Source organism: Allocatelliglobosispora scoriae (genome assembly GCF_014204945.1).
Taxonomy (GTDB): domain Bacteria; phylum Actinomycetota; class Actinomycetes; order Mycobacteriales; family Micromonosporaceae; genus Allocatelliglobosispora; species Allocatelliglobosispora scoriae.
This window is the reverse complement of sequence record NZ_JACHMN010000003.1, coordinates 193,864-213,117: the sequence shown is the minus strand read 5'-3', so window position 1 is coordinate 213,117 and position 19,254 is coordinate 193,864. Positions and strand designations below refer to the sequence as shown.

At 69.8% G+C, this 19,254-nt stretch carries 14 protein-coding genes, 2 tRNA genes and 1 pseudogene; 6 read left to right on the top strand and 11 right to left on the bottom strand.

What is annotated here, in order from left to right:
- Positions 1 to 235: 235 nt before the first annotated feature.
- Complete coding sequence (leuD, locus tag F4553_RS27575; protein ID WP_184841572.1) at positions 236 to 826, bottom strand: 3-isopropylmalate dehydratase small subunit; 591 nt, start codon at positions 824 to 826, stop codon at positions 236 to 238.
- Positions 827 to 835: 9 nt separating this feature from the next.
- Positions 836 to 2,248: a 3-isopropylmalate dehydratase large subunit gene (leuC, locus tag F4553_RS27570; protein WP_184841570.1), complete on the bottom strand. Its 1,413-nt coding sequence runs from the start codon at positions 2,246 to 2,248 to the stop codon at positions 836 to 838.
- 49 nt (positions 2,249 to 2,297) lie between these two features.
- Here leuC and F4553_RS27565 point away from each other — a divergent pair, with 49 nt between their 5' ends.
- Positions 2,298 to 2,984 carry an IclR family transcriptional regulator gene (locus F4553_RS27565; RefSeq protein ID WP_184841568.1) on the top strand — a complete coding sequence of 229 codons (687 nt, stop codon included), beginning with the start codon at positions 2,298 to 2,300 and terminating at the stop codon, positions 2,982 to 2,984.
- 329 nt (positions 2,985 to 3,313) lie between these two features.
- Here the strand turns inward: F4553_RS27565 and F4553_RS27560 are convergent, their stop codons facing one another.
- The 4 genes from F4553_RS27560 to F4553_RS27545 form a co-directional block, all read right to left on the bottom strand.
- Positions 3,314 to 4,327: a toll/interleukin-1 receptor domain-containing protein gene (locus F4553_RS27560; RefSeq protein ID WP_184841566.1), complete on the bottom strand. Its 1,014-nt coding sequence runs from the start codon at positions 4,325 to 4,327 to the stop codon at positions 3,314 to 3,316.
- Positions 4,328 to 4,456: 129 nt separating this feature from the next.
- A tRNA-Glu gene (locus F4553_RS27555) sits at positions 4,457 to 4,529 on the bottom strand.
- Between the two features lie 114 nt (positions 4,530 to 4,643).
- Positions 4,644 to 4,715: transfer RNA gene (locus F4553_RS27550), tRNA-Gln, on the bottom strand.
- A gap of 108 nt (positions 4,716 to 4,823) precedes the next feature.
- A complete protein-coding gene (locus F4553_RS27545; protein WP_184841564.1) occupies positions 4,824 to 5,624 on the bottom strand; it encodes a fumarylacetoacetate hydrolase family protein in 801 nt (266 codons plus the stop codon).
- A 112-nt stretch (positions 5,625 to 5,736) separates the two neighbouring features.
- Here F4553_RS27545 and F4553_RS27540 point away from each other — a divergent pair, with 112 nt between their 5' ends.
- On the top strand, positions 5,737 to 6,603 hold the full coding sequence (locus tag F4553_RS27540; RefSeq protein ID WP_184841562.1) for a 3-methyladenine DNA glycosylase: 867 nt from the start codon (positions 5,737 to 5,739) through the stop codon (positions 6,601 to 6,603).
- A 105-nt stretch (positions 6,604 to 6,708) separates the two neighbouring features.
- On the opposite strand, the gene F4553_RS27535 is transcribed toward F4553_RS27540, so the two are convergent.
- The 4 genes from F4553_RS27535 to F4553_RS27520 all read right to left on the bottom strand — a co-directional run bounded on the left by F4553_RS27535 (position 6,709) and on the right by F4553_RS27520 (position 10,883).
- Positions 6,709 to 7,560, bottom strand: a complete 852-nt coding sequence (locus F4553_RS27535; RefSeq protein WP_184841560.1) for an oxidoreductase — start codon at positions 7,558 to 7,560, stop codon at positions 6,709 to 6,711.
- A gap of 127 nt (positions 7,561 to 7,687) precedes the next feature.
- On the bottom strand, positions 7,688 to 8,467 hold the full coding sequence (locus F4553_RS27530; RefSeq protein ID WP_184841558.1) for a M23 family metallopeptidase: 780 nt from the start codon (positions 8,465 to 8,467) through the stop codon (positions 7,688 to 7,690).
- A 16-nt stretch (positions 8,468 to 8,483) separates the two neighbouring features.
- Entirely contained in the window at positions 8,484 to 9,353 is an 870-nt protein-coding gene (locus tag F4553_RS27525; protein WP_184841556.1) for a M23 family metallopeptidase, read from the bottom strand.
- 177 nt (positions 9,354 to 9,530) lie between these two features.
- Positions 9,531 to 10,883 (bottom strand): glutamine synthetase family protein, encoded by a 1,353-nt coding sequence (locus F4553_RS27520; protein ID WP_184841554.1) that lies wholly within the window; start codon positions 10,881 to 10,883, stop codon positions 9,531 to 9,533.
- A gap of 190 nt (positions 10,884 to 11,073) precedes the next feature.
- Here F4553_RS27520 and F4553_RS27515 point away from each other — a divergent pair, with 190 nt between their 5' ends.
- From F4553_RS27515 to otsB, 4 genes are all read left to right on the top strand, one after another.
- Positions 11,074 to 11,829 (top strand): hypothetical protein, encoded by a 756-nt coding sequence (locus F4553_RS27515; RefSeq protein WP_184841552.1) that lies wholly within the window; start codon positions 11,074 to 11,076, stop codon positions 11,827 to 11,829.
- A 7-nt stretch (positions 11,830 to 11,836) separates the two neighbouring features.
- Complete coding sequence (locus F4553_RS27510) at positions 11,837 to 13,606, top strand: NAD+ synthase (protein WP_184841550.1); 1,770 nt, start codon at positions 11,837 to 11,839, stop codon at positions 13,604 to 13,606.
- Positions 13,607 to 13,723: 117 nt separating this feature from the next.
- Entirely contained in the window at positions 13,724 to 15,136 is a 1,413-nt protein-coding gene (locus F4553_RS27505; protein ID WP_184841548.1) for an alpha,alpha-trehalose-phosphate synthase (UDP-forming), read from the top strand.
- Positions 15,137 to 15,370: 234 nt separating this feature from the next.
- The gene (gene otsB / locus F4553_RS27500) at positions 15,371 to 17,929 is read left to right on the top strand and encodes a trehalose-phosphatase (RefSeq protein WP_184841546.1); all 2,559 of its coding nucleotides are present in this window, start codon (positions 15,371 to 15,373) and stop codon (positions 17,927 to 17,929) included.
- 66 nt (positions 17,930 to 17,995) lie between these two features.
- Here the strand turns inward: otsB and cobA are convergent.
- Positions 17,996 to 19,202, bottom strand: a pseudogene (gene cobA / locus F4553_RS27495) (uroporphyrinogen-III C-methyltransferase).
- Between the last annotated feature and the right edge of the window lie 52 nt (positions 19,203 to 19,254).

The window sequence follows — 19,254 nt, the reverse complement described above, 5'->3', positions numbered from 1 at the left end:
TCTTCGCGCACCGTAAGCCTTACGTGACGCATATACAAACAACTGCCAGAAAAACGGCATTGTGTCGCCTGAAGACACGGCTTTGCGCGAATCCACATTGCGTCAGGCTCTTCAGGAGAACTCCGCACGGGGGCAAGGAGATGCGCCGGGAACGGTTTTGGGGGGTCGTTTCCACCGTGATGCGGTGGAAACGACCCCCCAAAAGCGGTGCGGGGAAGGCGCTGCGCGCTGGAACCTAGACGGCGACCTTGGGGCTGAACGCGTTGCGGTGGGTCTCGAACTCGGTGATCGCCGCCTCGTTGCGCAGCGTCAGTCCGATGTCGTCGAGGCCCTCCATGATGCGCCAGCGGGCAAACGGATCCAGCTCGAAGGCCCACGACAGGTCGCCCGCGGTGACCGTGAGCGACTCCAGGTCCACGGTGACCGTGGCGGTCGGGTCGGCCTCGGTCCGCGCCCACAGCTGCTCCACCGCGTCGGCCGGCAGCTCGATCGTGAGCAGACCCTGCTTGAGGGAGTTGCCACGGAAGATGTCACCGAAACGGGGCGAGATGACGACCCGGAACCCGTAGTCGTTGAGCGCCCAGACGGCGTGCTCCCGGGACGAGCCGGTGCCGAACTCCGGCCCGGCGATGAGCACGGAGGCCCCCGCGTAGGCCGGGTTGTTGAGCACGAACTCCGGGTCCTCACGCCAGGCGCTGAAGAGCCCGTCCTCGAATCCAGTCCGGGTCACCCGCTTGAGGTAGACCGCCGGGATGATCTGATCCGTGTCCACGTTGGATCGGCGCAGCGGGATCGCCGTGCCGGTGTGAACGATGATTTTCTCCATCGGGCGTCCTCAGTTCAGGTCGGAGGGGGCGGCGAGGCGTCCCACGACGGCGGTGGCGGCGGCGACGGGCGGTGAGACGAGGTGCGTACGCCCGCCCCGGCCCTGCCGGCCCTCGAAGTTGCGGTTGGAGGTGGAGGCCGACCGCTGCCCCGGCTTGAGCGTGTCCGGGTTCATGCCCAGGCACATCGAACAGCCGGCGAAGCGCCACTCGGCACCCGCCTCGACGAAGATCTCGTCGAGCCCTTCCGCCTCAGCGGCGGCCCGCACCGCGGCGGAACCGGGCACGACGAGCATCCGCACGCCCTCGGCGACCTTGCGGCCCTTGATGACGGAGGCGGCGGCCCGCAGGTCCTCCAGGCGCCCGTTGGTGCAGGAGCCGACGAAGACCACGTCCACGGCGACGTCGCGCAGGCGCTGACCGGCGGTGAGGCCCATGTACTCCAGGGCCCGCTCGGCGGCGCCTCGCTCGCCCAGGTCGTCGAAGGAGGCCGGGTCCGGCACATCGCCGCTGAGCGGCGCGCCCTGGCCCGGGTTGGTGCCCCAGGTGACGAACGGCGTCACGGAGCTCACGTCGAGCGTGATCTCGGTGTCGAAGCGGGCGCCCTCGTCGGTGCGCAGCGTGCGCCAGTGCTCGACGGCGGCGTCCCACAGGTCGCCCTGCGGCGCGTAGGGACGGCCCTTGAGCCAGGCGAAGGTGGTCTCGTCGGGCGCGATGAGGCCGGCCTTGGCGCCCCACTCGATCGACATGTTCGAGATGGTCATCCGGCCCTCCATGGAGAGCGCCTCGATGACCGGACCGCGGTACTCCACGACGTGGCCGCGGCCGCCGCCCGTGCCGACCTGGGTGATCAGCGCCAGGATCAGGTCCTTGGCGGTGACGCCGGGCTGCAGGTCGCCGACGAAGTTGACGGCCATCTGCTTCGGCGTGCCCTGCGAGAGGGTCTGCGTCGCCAGCACGTGCTCGACCTCGCTGGTGCCGATGCCGAAGGCGAGCGCGCCGAAGGCGCCGTGCGTGGACGTGTGCGAGTCACCGCAGACGATCGTCATGCCCGGCTGGGTAAGTCCCTGCTGCGGCCCCATCACGTGGACGACGCCCTGGACGGGATCGCCGAGCGGGTGGAGTTTCACGCCGAAGTCGGCGCAGTTTCGACGCAGTGTCTCAATCTGCGTCCGGCTGACTGGATCGAGAATCTTGATGAGATTGTCGGTCGGGGTGTTGTGGTCCTCGGTCGCGATCGTCAGGTCGGGTCGGCGCACCCCACGGCCGGCCATCCGGAGGCCGTCGAAGGCCTGCGGGCTGGTCACCTCATGGAGAAGATGCAGGTCGATGTAGAGCAGGTCGGGTTCGCCGGCCGCTCGGTGTACGACGTGTGCGTCCCAGACCTTCTGGGCGAGGGTCCTGTTCACGGTATCTCCCACCATCTGGACATCCCAAGCTTTGGGAGGTATGTTTCGGTGTGTGGGACACAGTATGAGTGGCGTCGGCGTCCTTGACAAGGCGGTAGTGATCCTTGCCGCCTGTGTCGATGGCGCCAGCCTGGCTGAACTCGTTGATCGCACCAAGCTGCCGAGAGCAACGGCGCACCGGCTGGCGCAGGCGTTGGAGATCCATCGGATGCTGGTTCGGGACACGCAGGGACGCTGGCGTCCAGGCCCCCGCCTAGGGGAGTTGGCGAACGCCGCTCCCGATGTCCTGCTGACCGCAGCAGAGCCCCTCCTCGCTGCGCTCCGTGACAACACGGGCGAAAGCGCGCAACTTTACCTTCGACGGGCGGATGAGCGCATCTGCGTGGCCTCCGCCGAGCGCGCCTCCGGGCTGCGCGACACCGTGCCGGTCGGCGCGATACTGCCCATGACGGCCGGTTCCGCCGCTCAGGTGCTGCTGGCCTGGGAGCCGCCCGAGGCCGTCATGCCCCTGCTGCCCCGGTGCAAGTTCACCGGCAAAACCCTCGCCGAGGTACGCCGTAGGGGCTGGGCGCAGTCCGTCGCCGAGCGCGAGCTGGGCGTGGCGAGCGTCTCCGCCCCGATCCGGGACCGGACCGGGCGCGTGATCGCCTCGATCAGCGTCTCCGGACCCATCGAGCGCCTCGGCAAGCGCCCCGGCGACCGGCACGCCATGGCGGTCGTCCGAGCAGGTCAGCGCCTGTCCGGCCTATAGCCTTCGTCACAATCACGCCGCCCCGACCGGTCCCGGCCGTTCGGGGCGGTTCGGCGTTCGCGCACAGCCGTTACGCTGCAAATCTCTTCACCGGCCGGGAAAGGAACACCGTGAGCCACCCCAGCTCACCTGTCCCTCCTTCCCCAGCGGCTCCCGTCGCACCGGAGTCCACACTGGAGAACGTTCCGAGCGCCCCGGACTCGGTCGCCCCCATCCGCATCATCATCGATTAGCCCAGCCCAGTCCTCGCCCCAGGCACAGATCCGTGGACCTTGAATGATTTGTGCTGCCCTGGCGACAGAAATCATTCAAGGTCTCGCCGGAGACCGTCAGCGGGGAACGGGGACGCCCTCCAGGATCAAGTCCTGTCCATCCGGCCAGAAAGCTCCTCGAACGGTGAACGTCAGCGTCGCCGCGCCGGTCCCCTGGACGACCACGACGGTCTCGAACTGCGTCTTCTGATGCAGCGGCGGTTCCAGGCTGCCCTTCCCGGAGAACGGGTCCGCGCCGAGGATCCTGTGCTTGTCGTCGATGACGACCAGCCGCATGGACCTGTGGTCCTCGGCCGCGAAGCGTTCGACAGAGGCCACCACCAGCAGGCACGGCTTGCCCTCGTTGGGTCCGAACGGGCCGGTGGCATGCGTGATTCTGGTGACCGAGAACTCGTAGCCGTATCCGCGGACCGTCCATGGGGCTTTGCCGCTCGCCCGTACGACGATCTGCCCCGGTGTCGACGGCGAAGGGGCGGGGCTGTTCCGGCCGAGGTCCGGGAACTGACCGATCATCGTCCCCACGAACGAGAGCCCCGGGCCCAGGCAGGCGATGCCGAGCGCCGCGACGAGGCTCACCGCCACCGCAGCCCACAGCAGCGGGCGGGCGCGCTTCGACCGTTGGGGAGGAGCCTGCGGGGGCGCAGGACGCACCGGCTGACCGAGGGGTAGGGCACCCATCTGTGGCGGACGGCCATCAGCGAGTGCTCGGAGCTGGGCGAGGAACTGCGGACTGGGCAGGCGCCCGCCGGTGACGTCCTCGGACTGGATGTTGGCAAGGGCGAAGAACCGGTCGCCGCGCAGCAGCAGCGGGAAGATGGGACGCGCTCGGGACTGGGCCTGGATGATCTCCCGCGAGACCCACTCCGACTCGTACGCCTGCGGGGTCATGACGACGACGAACGCCGCACACGTGTCGATCTTCTCCTGGATGACCCGGTCCCACCGATGACTGGAGACGATCTCCCGGTCATACCAGACGGGCAGGCCGGCGGCGGTCAGATGAGCTGCCAGCCGGTCGACATAGGCGCCGTCCTGCCGGTGACTATAACTGATGAACACATGACCGGTCACTCGACGAACGCTACCGACCATATCGATAGATCGGCATCACCCGACAGTCCGAGCTCCGCAGCCTCCGAGTCCGGGCCCCAACGACAGCAGCTCGCGGGCCGATGGCCTGCGAGCTGCTGTTTATCGCTGTAGTCCCGATGGGATTCGAACCCACGCTACCGCCTTGAGAGGGCGGCGTCCTAGGCCGCTAGACGACGGGACCAAGGAACTTCCGTATTCACATGTCAGCCGCCCTTCCGGGCGGCCTGCCGAACTCTAACAGGTCCAGCTCCCCCGCTTCAATTCGGGCTATCAGGCCCATCTCGCTGCGGGTTTGCTGGGGTACCAGGACTCGAACCTAGACTAACTGAACCAGAATCAGTTGGGCTGCCAATTACCCCATACCCCATCGGCGCTGCTCGCGTGACCGCTTACCGTGCCGGGAGTGAACTTTACCTGACCGGTCCGCCCGAACCAAACCGGGTATCCGGGTCGGCACGGCGCACCGCGACCCGGGTCACAGGTTGAGCACCGGGTTGGTCAGCGAGCCCAGCCCCTCGACCTTGACGGAGACGATGTCGCCCTCGGCGAGGATGCCGACGCCGGCGGGGGTGCCGGTGAGGATCACGTCACCGGGCAGCAGCGTCATCACGTGCGAGATGTAGGAGACGAGGGTCGCCACGTCGAAGACGAGCTGTGACGTGCGGCCCAGCTGGCGTACATCCATGTCGTCCGCGGAGCGGCCCACCTCGCAGCGGACCTCCAGGTCGGTCACGTCGAGGCCGGTGGTGATCCACGGGCCGAGCGGGCAGAACGAGTCGAAGCCCTTGGCCCGGGTGAACTGCACGTCGGCCTTCTGGATGTCGCGCGCGGTGACATCGTTGGCGCAGGTGAACCCGAAGACGGTCTTCATCGCGTCGGCGCGGTCGACCCGGCGGGCGCCGGTGGCGCCGATCACCACGGCGAGCTCGGCCTCGTGCTCGACCTGCTTGGACTGCGGCGGGATGCGGATCGGGTCGTGCGGGCCGATCACCGAGGTGGTCGGCTTGAGGAAGAGCAGCGGCTCCTTGGGCACGGCGTTGCCCAGCTCAGCGGCGTGATCGGCGTAGTTGCGCCCGACACACACGACCTTGCTCGGCAGGATCGGCGAGAGCAGCCGCACGTCGGCGAGGGCCCAGCGCTGCCCGGTGTATTTGATCTCACCGAAGGGGTGTCCGTCGATCGCGGCGACGGTGAGCGCTTCGGCGCCCGCGTCGGCCTCGCCCTCCACAACGCCGAAGGACATCCCACCGGAGTGCACGAACCGGGCAATACGCACAGCTGCTCCCATCACGCGACCAAGTCAACCTCACGATATCCGGTGGGATTTCACCGTTCCCGGCGGATCGACGCCCCACGGCAGTCGGAATCCCGCTGGGTACCCTGGTCCGGTGGATCCGACAGTGCTGGATGCGGTGGTGTGGCGAGCGCGCCGGGCCGCCCATGAGGCGCGCGTGGACTCGTGGCTGGGGCAGCACCGCGACCGCCGGCAGCGCGGCGCGAAGCACCCGGTCGAGGACTTCCTCTTCACCTACTACTCCCAGCGCCCGGCACAGCTCCGCCGCTGGCACCCGGGCGCGGGGATCGTGCTGGCGGGTGGCGAGACCGCCCGCGACTACATCGAGGTCGCCGACGGTGTGATGATCGACCCGGCCGTGATCGAGCGGCGCCGGGAGTCGATCGCGTGGATCGCCGCGCTGCTCGGCGAGACCGCCGCCCGCCCGGCCCAGTTCGGCTGCTTCGGCCTGCACGAGTGGGCGATGGTCTACCGCCAGCAGCCCGACGAGGTCCGCCACAACTCCTGGCCGCTGCGCCTGTCACCGCCGTCGCTGGCCCAGGTCGTCGAGGACCGGGGGGTACGCTGCACGCACTTCGACGCCTTTCGCTTCTTCACTCCCCCGGCCCGGTCCCTCAACGTGCTGACCCCGACGAGACAGTCCCAGCCGGAGCTGGAGCAGCCGGGCTGCCTGCACGCGAATATGGATCTCTACAAGTGGGCCTACAAGCTCGCCCCGCTGGTCCCGAGCGAGCTGACGGCGGACTGTTTCGAGCTGACCCGCGAGATCCGCGCCCTGGACATGCAGGCGAGCCCCTATGACCTGGCCGATCTCGGCTACCCCCCGGTGCGGATCGAGACCCCCGAGGGCCGCGCCGAGTACGCCGCCCGCCAGCGGACCTTCGCCGAGCGCGCGGCTCCGCTGCGACAGCGCCTGATCGCAGCCTGCACCGCTCTCCTGGCCGTCTCCTCGCCCGCGTGATCACGTCTGATTCGGGGAACCAGACGTGATCACGCGCCAAGATTCGGTCTGCTTCCCGGAACCAGACGTGATCACCGCGCGAGAAGCGAGCGGAAACGAGCGGGGTCAGACCACGTCGTCGTGGTCGGTGGCGAGGGCCACCTTGCGCCACGTCTCCAGCTCCGTGTGGACCAGAGCCAGCTTCGCCTCGATCCGGGCCACCGAGTCGGCGCCCAGCTGCAGGCGCAGCGGCGGATCGGTGGCCTCGGTGAGGTCGACGATCGCGATCGCCGCCTTGGCCGGGTCGCCGCGCTGAGCGTGGTTGTGCTCCGCCGGGATCCCCCGCGTCAGGCCGGACGTGGCCGCGTAGTCGTCGATCACGGTCGGCTCGATGTGCAGGCTGGACCCGTCGAGGAAGTCTGTCCGGAACCCGCCCGGCTCGACGATCGTGACGTTGATGCCGAGCGGCACCAGTTCGGCGTTGAGCGCCTCGGTCAGCCCTTCGAGGGCGAACTTCGTCGAGGCGTAGAGGCCCCAGCCGGGTGCGGCACGGGCGAAGCCGCCGACGGAGCTGATGTTGATGACGTGCCCGGAGCCCTGCGCTCGCAGGGTCGGCAGGACCGCCCGCTGCACGGTGAGTACGCCGAAGACGTTGGTGTCGAAGACCGCCCGGGCAGCGCTGTCCGAGACCTCCTCGACCGCACCGATCAGCCCGCGCCCGGCATTGTTGACCAGCACGTCGATCCGGCCGAAGTGCTCGACGGCCGCGCCGACCGCCGCCTGGACGCTCTGCTCGTCGGTCACGTCGAGGGCGAGGGCGAGCAGCGAGTCGGCGGCAGGAAAGGCGCGCCGGACGGCGTCGGCGTCCCGGCCGGTGGCGACGACCCGATGGCCGCGAGCCAGTGCCTCGGTGACGACGGCCGCACCCAGGCCGCGCGATGCTCCGGTGATGAACCAGACTTTCGGAGAATCGATCATGATTCCCACCCTATGACCCCGAGCGGACCCGACGCCAAACCGGCCGAGCAGCTCGATGACACCGGCGGGACAGCGGAACGGGCCGACCGAGGTGCGGCCGGCCGGCCCGTAGCGGGGAGGAACTCGACTAGCAGCGCGGTACGCCGGGGATGTAACCGTCGTATCCGGTGTAGACGTAGGCGTCCGAGATGAACTTGCCGGTGCCGATCCGGTCCCAGATGCTGCTGGTGCCGTAGGTGCCCGTCACCGTCGTACCCGATGTCTGGCAGTAGATCGTGACCCCCGCGCCGTCCGCGACCGTGCCGACGGAGGAGTAGCCCGTGCCCGGGCCGGAGCGGATCGTCAGCGGCGAGCCCGCCGTGTTGACCGTGCCCGCGCCGGTCGAGCTGCCCGAGCAGGCGTTGGTGCTGGTGTAGTTCTTGGTGCCCCAGTAGAGCGCGGTGGCGCCGTCGAACTTGACCTGCACGTCGTTGCCGCCGGAGCGCTGCTCGTAGTGCAGGTGGGGTCCGGTGGATCCGCCGGTGGTGCCGACGTAGCCGATCACCTTGCCGTAGCCGACCACGGCGCCGACGGAGGTGTTGAAGCTGCTCAGGTGGGCGTAGTAGGTCGTCCAGCCGTTGCCGTGGTTGATCCGGACGTACTTGCCGTAGCTCGTGCTGCCCAGGTTGGCGACGACGTCGACCGTGCCGGGAGCGCTGGCGACGACCGGGTCACCGTCGTCATTGGTGCGGTTGAAGTCGACCGCGTAGGCGGGGCTGTGGTCGGAGCGGGTCTGGCCGGACCAGACCTGCCCGCAGGGGAAGGGGACCTTGAAGACGGGCGCGGCGAGCGCCGGGGCGCTGGGGATGATGATCGCCGCACCGGCGACGACCGCGGCGAGGGTGAGCCGGAGAGTCTTGCCAATCATGGTGATTTCCCTGTCGTCAGCAGTGTTCGAAGGGGGAGGTGTAACTCGTGCCGCCCGCACTGCCGCCCCACTTGACGCAGTTCGGCGCGGTCCGGATGACGGGCCCGGCGAAGTAGGAGAAGCTGCCGGAGTCGGTGGTGCGTGATGCGCCCTGTGGTTCGAGGAAGGCGCTGGTGGCGGTGGGGGTGCCGACACTCGCCATCTTCAGGGTGATCACGCAGTTCTGGCTGGTGGAGCCCTTCCAGAGCAGGTTGACCGTGCCGGCGCTGCCGAGCTTCACCGAGTCGGTCATCTGGAAGCCCGCACCGCACTCGGCGGCGGGGTCGTAGGAGGTGGCGCAGTTGTTGCTCGTCACCGAGCCGACGTTGTAGGGGAAGGTGCTCCCGTTGAAGACCGACTTGATGATGTGCGACTGCGACCGGTCCGGGTAGCGCACCTCGTAGTGCAGGTGCGGGCTGATGTTGTTGCCGGTGCGGCTGGTGTTGCCGAGGGCGCCGATCGCCTGGCCGCGCAGCACCGCCTGGCCCGCGCTCACGGCCCGGGCGTCGAGGTGCGCGTAGTAGGTGTAGTAGCCGCCGCCGTGGTTGATGACGATGAGGTTGCCGTAGCCGTTGACCTCGCCCTGGTGCGCGGAGACCTCGACGGTTCCCGCAGCCGCCGCGACGACGGTGTCGCCCAGGTCGGCGGTGGGGGTCGACCCGCGATTGAAGTCGATCTCCCACGAGACGTGGGCGCTGCTGCCGCTGCTGTTGCCCGACCAGGTCTGCCCGCAGGGGAACGGGAGCTGGAACGACGGTGCCGCGTGCGCTGGTGTGCCGAGGAGCAGGGTTCCGGTGACGCCGAGCACGAGGGTGGCGGCGGCACGGAGCAGGACGTTCAATCGCATATGGACGGTCCCTCCGGTGGATGGTGGACAAGACCCGTTGCTGCGCGGGGTGCGCTCAGCCTCGCGGTCGTCCCTCCAGCGGCCCTCCAAAACCCCTACAACCCATCGATGTACGCCGAAAAAGCGCCTCCCGTTCACCCAGGCAGGTGAACGGGAGGCGCTTTCAGTCGTCGGGAACTACAGCGCGCCGAGGTAGCGCCGCCGCTCATAGGGCGTCACCTCGCGCCTGTACTCCTCCCACTCGGCGCGCTTGTTGCGCAGGAAGAAGTCGAAGACGTGCTCGCCGAGCACCTCCGCGACGAGCTCGGAGCCCGCCATCACCTCGATCGCCTCGCTGAGGTTCTCCGGCAGCGCCTCGTAGCCCATCGCCTTGCGCTCGGCGTTGGAGAGCGACCACACGTCGTCCTCGGCGCCGGGCGGCAGCTCGTAGCCCTCCTCGATGCCCTTCAGACCGGCACCGAGCAGCACCGCGTAGGCGAGGTAGGGGTTGGTGGCGCTGTCGATCGAGCGCACCTCCACCCGGGCCGAGTTGGGCTTGCCATAGGCGGGCACCCGCACCAGCGCCGACCGGTTGACGTGCCCCCAGCAGACGTAGGCCGGCGACTCGGTGATCCGGTCGGCGAGCTGCTGCGGGAAGAGCCGCTTGTAGGAGTTGACCCACTGGTTGGTGACGGCGGTGAACTCGCGGGCGTGGGTGAGGATGCCGGCGATGAACGCCTTCGCCACGTCGGAGAGCTTGTGCGGGTCGGCCGGGTCGTGGAAGGCGTTGCGCTCACCCTCGAAGAGCGAGAGGTGCGTGTGCATGCCACTGCCGGGCTGGTCGGTGAAGGGCTTCGGCATGAAGGTGGCCCGGACGCCGTGCGAGAGCGCCACCTCCTTCATCACGTGCCGGAAGGTCATGATGTTGTCGGCGGTCGTCAGCGCGTCGGCGTAGCGCAGGTCGATCTCCTGCTGGCCGGGGGCGACCTCGTGGTGGCTGAACTCGACCGAGATGCCGATCCGCTCCAGCGCGAGCACGGCCTGGCGGCGGAAGTCCCGCGCGACGACGTGCGTGGTGTGGTCGAAGTAGCCGCCCGAGTCGACCGGCTTGGGCGGGCTGCCGTCGTTGGGTCCGTCCTCCAGCAGGAAGAACTCGATCTCCGGGTGGGTGTAGAAGGTGAAGCCCTTCTCGGCGGCCTTGGAGAGCGAGCGCCGCAGCACATGGCGCGGATCGGCCCAGCTCGCGTTGCCGTCGGGCAGCAGGATGTCGCAGAACATCCGGGCGCTCTCGCCGGAGGCGCCGCCCTCGAAGGGGAAGACCTGGAAGGTGGTCGGATCGGGCATCGCGACCATGTCCGACTCGAAGACCCGGGCGAACCCCTCGATCGCGGAGCCGTCGAAGCCGATGCCCTCCTCGAAGGCGGCCTCCAGCTCGGCCGGGGCCACGCTCACGGACTTCAGCGTGCCGAGCACGTCGGTGAACCACAGCCGGACGAAACGGATGTCGCGCTCTTCGAGCGTGCGGAGCACGAACTCCTGCTGACGATCCACAGCCAGACCTCTTCCATGCATGGCTTCCAGCGCCGGGCGGGGCGGGTCGCGCAGCCTTCGGCTGCCCGGTCGCTCAGTCAACACTGATCACGTTACGCGGAGGTTACACATCCCGCATGCCGCAACCGCTGACCCATCAGGCCGTTGAGCCTGCGGAGCACAGGGCTGGCAGGCATACCGGGGTGGCACGATGAGACTCGACCGAGCACGGCGCAGGGCCATCGTGACGGGTGCCGCGCTGGGGTGCGTGACGGTCGGCGTACTCACCCTGCTGGGCGTGCTCGGGTTGCGGCCGCACCCGCGGTCGGACCCGCACCCCGGCCCCCGCGAGGCGATCCAGGCGGACCTGCAGACCGCGCAGGTGGCCGGGCCGGACCTGCCGTTGGTCCTGTCCCCCAGCGCGACCCTGCCGTCCTCGCCCGCACCGCGCACGGAGGCGAGCAACTCCCGCTGCCGGGCGCTCGTCGCCGACCCGGCCGAACTGATCAGCCTCGCCTCGGCGAGCGGCCGCAACGCCGACGGCGACGCCTCGACCAGGCACATCGCGCCGGACAAGAGCGTCCTCGACCAGGCCCTGCGGGTGCTGTCGAGCGGTGACGCGGCGAAGACCTTCGACTCGCTGCTCGCCACCACCAAGGCCTGCCGGGACTTCACCACGGTCGTGGACGGCGCCCGGGTCCGGGTCCGGCTCGACGCCGGCAAGCCCGGCCTGCCGCTGCTGGGGCGCTCCTACACCGTGCGGCTGACCGTGAGTTCCGCCACCTCCACCAAGACCGGCTACCTCGCCGTCGGGCGGGTCGGCTCGGCCATCTCCGTGCTGCGCAGGCTGGGCCCGACCAGCGCCGAGCAGCAGCTCGACCAGCAGGTGGCGGAGCTGCTCGACCAGACCCTGTCGAAGATCCTGCCCCTGCAGCCGGAAGCCAAAACCAGCCCTGGCGGGGCATGATGTTGACATGCCGACTTTGCGCATAGCCCTCGCACAGGTCAACCCAGTCGTCGGTGATCTCAGTGGCAACGCCGCCCTGATCCGCGAACGCACCGCAGCAGCCGCGCGATCCGGCGCGCACCTCGTCGTCTTCCCCGAGATGGTGCTGACCGGATATCCGGTCGAAGACCTCACTTTCCGGGATGCCTTCGTCACCTCGTCCCAGCGCGCCCTGGCGAAGCTCGCCGCCGACCTCGACGCAGGCGGCTTCGGTGAGCTCGCGGTGGTCGTGGGCTACCTCGACGCCGACGGCCCGGCCCGGCTCGGCGACGACACGACGGTCCGGCGCGGGCCGCGCAACGCGCAGGCGGTGCTGCACCGGGGCGGTGTTGCCGCCACCTACTTCAAGCACCACCTGCCCAACTACGGCGTCTTCGACGAGGACCGCTACTTCGTGCCCGGCGACACGCTGACCGTCGTAAGGCTCGGCATCGGCGACGAGCAGGTCGACGTGGCGCTCACCATCTGCGAGGACATCTGGCAGCCGGGCGGGCCCTTCGCCGTCGCGGCAGCCGCGCGGGTCGGTCTCGTGCTCAACATCAACGGCTCGCCCTACGAGCGCGACAAGGACGACGCCCGGCTCTCCCTCGTTGCCCGGCGGGCGGCCGAGGCGCACGCGACGGTCGCCTACGTCAACATGGTCGGCGGCCAGGACGAGCTCACCTTCGACGGCGACTCGATGATCGTGGCGCCCTCCGGCGAGCTGCTCGCCCGCGCGCAGCAGTTCACCGAGGCGCTGCTCATCCACGACGTGACCCTCCCGGTCGCCGTCGCCGACGCGCCCACGGGCGGCCTGGGCGAGATGGCAGTCCGCCGGGTCGAGGTGCCGACCGCCTGGCAGACGCCCGCGGGTGCGCCGCAGGTCGGCGGCGTCGCCGAGCGGCTCAGCGACCTCGCCGAGGTCTGGGGAGCCCTCGTGCTGGGCCTGCGCGACTACGTGGAGAAAAACCGGTTCAAGTCGGTGGTGCTGGGCCTGTCCGGCGGCATCGACTCGGCGGTCGTCGCCGCCATCGCGGTCGACGCGCTCGGCGGCCAGCGGGTCGTCGGGGTCTCGATGCCGAGCGAGTTCTCCTCGGGTCACTCCCGCGACGACGCGGCGGACCTCGCGAAGCGCTCGGGGCTGGACTTCCGCACCGAACCGATCGCGACGATGGTCGACGCCTTCCTCGCCAACATGAACCTCGCCGGGCTCGCGATCGAGAACCTTCAGGCGAGGGTGCGCGGAGTGATCCTGATGGCCCTCTCCAACCAGGAGGGGCACCTCGTTCTCACCACCGGTAACAAGAGCGAGCTCGCGGTGGGCTACTCCACGCTCTACGGCGACTCGGTGGGCGGCTTCAACCCGCTCAAGGACGTGCCAAAATCGCTCGTCTGGGAGCTGGCCCGGTGGCGCAACGACGACGCCGCGGCGCGCGACCAGGTGCCGCCGATCCCGGAGAACTCGATCGCCAAGCCGCCGAGCGCGGAGCTTCGCCCCGGCCAGCTCGACACCGACTCGCTGCCCGATTACGCGGTGCTCGACGACATCCTGCTGGGCTACGTCGAGGGCGACCGCGGTCGCGACGACCTCATCGCCGCAGGTCACGACCCCGCGCTCGTCGACCGGGTGATGCGGATGGTCGACCTCGCGGAGTACAAGCGCCGCCAGTCCGCACCCGGCACCAAGATCAGCTTCAAGGCGTTCGGGCGCGACCGGCGGCTGCCGATCACCAACCGCTGGCGCGAGACGGCCGCCTGACGGCACGCTCCCCGGCCGCCGTCCACGCGGCCGGGCTGGGCGTGATGAGAAATGTGATCTTCCGACACGGTGCCGAAAACTCGGTAATACTCGGGTCATGGTGGGTATGTAGTCATCATGACCGGAAGATCTTCGTTTGTAATCATCGCAAATCGCCTTCCCGTGGATGAGATACCCGAAGCGGATCGCGTAGATGGTCAACGCTGGGCTCGTAGCCCCGGCGGGCTGGTCACCGCCCTTGACCCCGTGCTCGTCGAGCACGAGGGCACCTGGGTCGGCTGGTCGGGCGCGGCCGGTCCCGCTCCCGTCCCCTTCCGGTCCGACGGCATCAGCCTGCACCCGGTGGCCCTCAGCGAGGACGACCTCGAGCGCTACTACGAGGGCATGTCCAACGCCACCCTGTGGCCGCTCTACCACGACGCCGTGGAGCCGCCCTACTTCAGCCGCCGGTGGGCGCAGTCCTATCGCGAGGTCAACGAACGCTTCGCCGAGGCAGCGGCCAAGGTCGCCGCGCCCGACGCCACGGTCTGGGTGCAGGACTACCAGCTCCAGCTCGTGCCCGCGATGCTCCGGGACCGCCGGCCCGACCTGAAGATCGGCTTCTTCCTGCACATCCCGTTCCCGCCGATCGAGCTCTTCATGCAGCTCCCGCAGCGGGCCGAGATCGTGCGCGGCCTCCTCGGCGCCGACCTCATCGGCTTCCAGCAGAAGATGGGCGCGCAGAATTTCGTCCGCCTCGCCCACCACGTGCTGGGCTGCGCATACTCCGGCAACGTCATCGAGTACGAGGGCCGGCAGATCAAGGCCGCCGCCTACCCGATCTCGATCGACACCAAGGAGATCGAGGACCTCAGCAACGAGCCGGAGATCCGCGCCCGGGCCGAGGAGATCCGCGCCGAGCTGGGCAACCCCAAGACGATCATCCTGGGCGTCGACCGGCTCGACTACACCAAGGGCATCGAGCGGCGCCTGAAGGCCTATCGGGAGCTGCTCTCCGAGGAGCGCCTGTCCGTGCCGGAGACCGTGATGGTCCAGGTCGCGACGCCCAGCCGGGAGCGCGTCGGCCATTACCAGACGCTGCGGGTACGCGTGGAGCGCGAGGTCGGCCGGATCAACGGCGAGTTCGGGCGGGTCGGGGTGTCGGCGGTGCACTACCTGCACCAGTCGTACAGCCGACGGGAACTGGCCGCCCTCTACCGCGCGGCCGACGTCATGATCGTGACCCCGCTGCGCGACGGGATGAACCTGGTGGCGAAGGAGTATGTCGCCTCCCGCGCGGACACCGGCGGCGCGCTGGTGCTGAGCGAGTTCGCCGGAGCCGCCAACGAGCTGCGCCAGGCACTGCTCTGCAACCCGCACGACCTCGACGCGCTCAAGGACGCGATCATCCGGGCCACCAACATGGACCCGGAGGAGGGGCGCCGGCGGATGGCGGCGATGCAGCGCCAGATCCGCAAGCACGATGTCGCCTACTGGTCGCACTCGTTCCTCGACGACCTGAAGAGCGTGGGCCAACCCAGCGACGATTAGTCGCCTCCGCGGATAAGGGTCGACGCGCTCCGGCTGTCCGACAGAACCAGGCGACATCCACGCGGAGAAGGGAATGCGTCTGGCGAGGTTTGTCCGGTGAAACGCCTTAGGCTGAACCATGCATATCGACCCGGCACCGGCCCCGCAACGGGCCGGGACCACGAATCGCCACCTCCGCTGCGACGACGTGACCCGAGCGGCGCGTTCGTTCCTTCTCAACCTGGGTCCGCAGAGATGAATATCGCCACGAGCACCACCGCCGAACTCACACCAGACGGCTTCGACCACGGACTGCGAGCGGCACTCAACCGCATCGCCCGCGTACCGCAGCTCCTCATCGCCTGCGGCTATGACGGCGCGCTCGCACCGCTGGTGGAGGACTTCACGGCCGCGGTACCCCTGCCGGAGGCGATCGCAGCGATCAGATCGCTCGCCGCCCTCCCGCAGACCTCCGTCGCCGTCGTCTCCGGCCGAGCCCTACGGGACCTCGCCGCCCTGTCGCGCCTGCCCAGCGAGGTGCACCTGATCGGGTCGCACGGCTCCGAGTTCGACGTCGGCTTCGTCCAACGGCTCGACCCGGAGCTCGTCGATCTGCGTACGCGACTGGGGGTGGCGCTGACCGAGGTCATCTCACGCCACCCCGGCATCCGGCTGGAGCCGAAGCCCGGCAGCGTCACCGTGCACACCCGGGGCATCGACCCCGTGATCGCGCGCCGTGCCCTCGACGAGATCCTCGACGGCCCCGCCACCTGGCCCGGGGTGCACGTCGCACACGGCAAGGAGGTCACCGAGCTCTCGGTGCTCTCCAGCGAGAAGAGCGCCGCCGTCGACATGCTGCGTACGCAGCTCTCAGCGAGCGCCGTCCTCTTCCTCGGCGACGACTCCACCGACGAGACGGTCTTCCTCAAGCTGCACGGCCCCGACCTCGGCGTCAAGATCGGCGAGGGCGACACCGCCGCACCCTTCCGGGTCGCCGATCCGGAGGAGGCGGTGCGCTGCCTCGGCCTGCTGCTGCAGACCCGGCGCAACTGGCTCTTCGGCGAGCGGGCGGTGCCGATCGAGCGCCACTCGATGCTCGCCGACGGGAGCACCGTCGCCCTGCTTACCCCCGATGCCCGGTTGACCTGGCTCTGCCACCCGCGGCCGGACTCGGCGGCGATCTTCGCCGACCTGCTCGGCGGCTCGCCGGCCGGGCACTTCTCCATCTCGCCCGAGCGCGGCGGCCTGCCGCTGGGCCAGCGCTACCGGCCCCGCACCATGACCGTGGAGACCCGTTGGTCGGGATTGACGGTGACGGACTGGCTCGACGGCAACAGCCTGTTGCGCCGGATCACCGGAAACGTTCCCGTCGTCGTCACCTTCGCCCCGCGGCCCGGTTTCGGTGCCGTGGCGGTCAGCCTGCAGCCGCTCGGCGACGGGCTGCGCCTGCTCGGCTCCAACGAGCCGACCTCGCTCTACTCCCCCGGGGTCGAGTGGGAGATCCTTCCCGACCACGAGAACGAGACCGCCCGGGCCCGGTTCGACCTGCGGGAGATGGGCGGCGAGGTCCTGCTGGAGCTGCGCTTCGACACCGATGAGCTCGGGCCGCACCCGCTCTCCACCGGCGAGCGGTTGGAGCAGGTCGAGCGGCCGTGGCGGGACTGGGCGTCGTCGCTCACGCTGCCGACCCGGCACCGGGAGGAGGTGCTGCGCAGCGCGCTCACCCTGCGGGGGCTGTGCCACCAGCCCACCGGCGGCATCCTCGCGGCGGCGACCACGTCGCTCCCGGAGGAGCTCGGCGGGATCCGCAACTGGGACTACCGGTACTGCTGGCTGCGCGACGCCTCCATGACCGCCCGAGCGCTCGTCGACCTGGGGTCGCTGAGCGAGGCGGAGGCCCTGCTGCGCTGGGTCGACGGCTGTGTCGAGCGCACCGGCGGCCACCCCGAACGCCTGCACCCGCTCTACTCCATCGACGGGCTGCTGCTCGGCGCCGAGGCGGTGATCGACGCGCTGCCCGGCTATGCCGGATCCCGGCCGGTCCGGGTGGGCAACGCCGCTGACTCGCAGCTCCAGCTCGACGTCTTCGGGCCGGTCGCGGACCTGCTCTGGGCCGTGGTCGACAAGCGCGGCAAGATCTTCGACGAGGAGTGGCGGGTGCTCACCGCCATGGTCCAGGCGGTCGAGCGGCGCTGGCACGAGCCCGACCACGGGCTCTGGGAGGCGCGGCTGGCACCTCGCCACCACGTCTACTCCAAGGTGATGTGCTGGATGACCGTGGACCGCGCGGTCAAGGTCGCCCAGCAGCACGGCAAGGACCGGGCCGAGTGGAGCGAGTGGGCCGAGCTCGCCGACCGCATCGCCGAGAACGTCCTCGAACTCGGCTGGCACCCCGAGGCGGGCGCCTACAGCGTCGCTTACGGCCACCCGGAGATGGACGCGTCGTCGCTCTGGATCGGCCTGTCCGGGCTGCTCCCGGACGACCACCCGCGCTTCCTCTCGACGGTGCTCGCGATCGAGGCGGAGCTGCGCAGCGGTCCCGTCGTCTACCGCTACCGCTGGGACGACGGCATGCCCGGACGGGAGGGCGGCTTCCACATCTGCACGGCGTGGCTGATCGAGGCCTACCTGCGTACGGGTCGGCGGGCCGATGCCGAGGAGCTCTTCGCCCAGATGATCGACACGGCCGGTCCGACGGGGCTGCTCCCCGAGCAGTACGACCCCGACGGTGAGCGGGGCCTCGGCAATCACCCGCAGGCCTACAGCCACCTGGGCCTGATCCGCTGCGCCATCCTGCTCGACGACGCCGACTGAGTCACGTTTTGCAGCAAAGCGTGGTCTAGATCGCGATCTAGACCACGCTTTGCTGCAAAACGTGACTCAGGCTTGAGGCAGGGCGCCGACCACGTCGCCGATCACCGTGATCACGGGGGTACGCAGACCCGCCGCCTCGGCCGCCTCGGCTATTCCGGCCAGCGGTGCGCGTACCTGCCGCTGGGTGGAGGTGGTGCCCTCCTGGACCACGGCGGCCGGTGTCCCGGGATCGCGGCCGTGCGTGATCAGGGTCTGCGCGATCTCGGCGAGGTGCCGCAGCCCCATCAGCACCACGATCGTGCCGCGCGAACCGCCCAGCGACGGCCAGTCGATGAGCGAGCCCGGGTTCGACGGGGCGAGGTGCCCGGTCAGGACGGTGAAGTCGTGGGCGACCCCCCGGTGCGTGACCGGGATCCCGGCCATCGCGGGCACCGAGATCGCGCTGGTCACCCCCGGCACGATCGTCACCGGTACGCCCGCGTCGGCACAGGCGATCAGCTCCTCGCCGCCCCGGCCGAAGACGAACGAGTCACCGCCCTTGAGCCGCACGACGAACTTGCCCGCCCGGGCCCCGGTCGATCAGGATCTCGTTGATGTGCTCCTGCAGCGCCGCCGGTCCGTAGGGCAGCTTCGCCACGTCGATCACCTCGACCGTCGGCGCGAGCTCGTCGAGGAGCAGCCCCGGCGCGAGCCTGTCGGCGACGACGACATCGGCGGCGTTGACGAGCAGCCGCCCCTTGACCGTGATCAGCGCCGGATCGCCGGGACCGCCGCCGACCAGGGCGACCGTGCCGCGCAGCTCGGCGAGGTCGGCCGGGGCGGCGGAGCCCGCGAGCAGCTCGGCGATCCGGTCCCGCACCGCCATCGACAGGCGCGGCGAGCCACCGCCGAGAACGGCCACGGTCACCGCGCCCTGCCGGGTCACCGCCGGCGTCCAGGCCGTCGCCGCGTCCCGATCATCGGCGCGTACGCAGAAGACGCGCCGCTCCGCCGCCGCCGCGCTGACCTGCTGCGCGGCGGTCGAGTCGTCGACGGCGACCTGCACGAGCCAGGCACCGTCGAGGTCGGCGGGCTCGAATCGCCGCTGGATCCACTCCAGCCGCCCGGCCTCGACGAGCCCCTGCAGCGCCGGGGTGATCTCCGGCGAGACGAGGACGACGACGGCCTCCGAGGCGAGCAGCGACGGCACCCGACGCGTGGCGATGGCGCCGCCACCGACGACGACGACCCGCAGCCCGGCGAGGCGCAGCCCGAGGGGGTAGAGCTGGCTCACGGCTCGTTCACCACGTCCACCGGCCCGGCACCCACCGGATGGCCGTCCATAG

What these genes read in the sequence shown, in the direction of transcription:
- F4553_RS27510 (WP_184841550.1), top strand. Translation starts at nt 11,837, where the DNA reads ATGCCGACTTTGCGCATAGCCCTCGCACAGGTCAACCCAGTCGTCGGT.
- otsB (WP_184841546.1), top strand. Translation starts at nt 15,371, where the DNA reads ATGAATATCGCCACGAGCACCACCGCCGAACTCACACCAGACGGCTTC.
- leuD (WP_184841572.1), bottom strand. Translation starts at nt 826, where the DNA reads ATGGAGAAAATCATCGTTCACACCGGCACGGCGATCCCGCTGCGCCGA.
- F4553_RS27565 (WP_184841568.1), top strand. Translation starts at nt 2,298, where the DNA reads ATGAGTGGCGTCGGCGTCCTTGACAAGGCGGTAGTGATCCTTGCCGCC.
- leuC (WP_184841570.1), bottom strand. Translation starts at nt 2,248, where the DNA reads ATGGTGGGAGATACCGTGAACAGGACCCTCGCCCAGAAGGTCTGGGAC.
- F4553_RS27505 (WP_184841548.1), top strand. Translation starts at nt 13,724, where the DNA reads ATGACCGGAAGATCTTCGTTTGTAATCATCGCAAATCGCCTTCCCGTG.
- F4553_RS27535 (WP_184841560.1), bottom strand. Translation starts at nt 7,560, where the DNA reads ATGATCGATTCTCCGAAAGTCTGGTTCATCACCGGAGCATCGCGCGGC.
- F4553_RS27515 (WP_184841552.1), top strand. Translation starts at nt 11,074, where the DNA reads ATGAGACTCGACCGAGCACGGCGCAGGGCCATCGTGACGGGTGCCGCG.
- F4553_RS27525 (WP_184841556.1), bottom strand. Translation starts at nt 9,353, where the DNA reads ATGCGATTGAACGTCCTGCTCCGTGCCGCCGCCACCCTCGTGCTCGGC.
- F4553_RS27530 (WP_184841558.1), bottom strand. Translation starts at nt 8,467, where the DNA reads ATGATTGGCAAGACTCTCCGGCTCACCCTCGCCGCGGTCGTCGCCGGT.